Here is a 357-nt window from a genome sequence, read left to right as displayed (position 1 = left end):
ATACCCCAAAAACCATCCAAAAAAACAAAAAACAAACACCAACAAAAAAACCACAAAAAAAACAAAAAACCCCCCACCAAAACCACCAAAACACAAAACAAACACCCCACACAACAAAAACAACAAAACAACCCCAAACAACAACCAACCAAACCACCCCAAAAAACAACCAAACCCCACAACCCACAAAAACCCCAACCCACACCCCAACCCCCAACCCACACAAAAACACAAAACAACAAACAAACCCAACAAAACCACCCCCCCAACAAACACCCCCACAAAAACACCCACACACCCACCACACCCAACAACACCACCAACCACACCAAAAACAACACACCACCCCCCCACAAC

Annotated in this window: 1 protein-coding gene; it reads right to left on the bottom strand. The window is 44.8% G+C overall.

The window, feature by feature from the left end:
- Positions 1-357: hypothetical protein (locus ACY2RX_RS14610; RefSeq protein WP_490104718.1), on the bottom strand; the 357-nt coding region annotated here is incomplete at both ends.

It is taken from the genome of Polaribacter sp. 2405UD43-2, assembly GCF_058147125.1.
The sequence above is the reverse complement of the archived record's forward strand: the minus strand, read 5'-3'. Positions and strand labels throughout refer to the sequence as shown.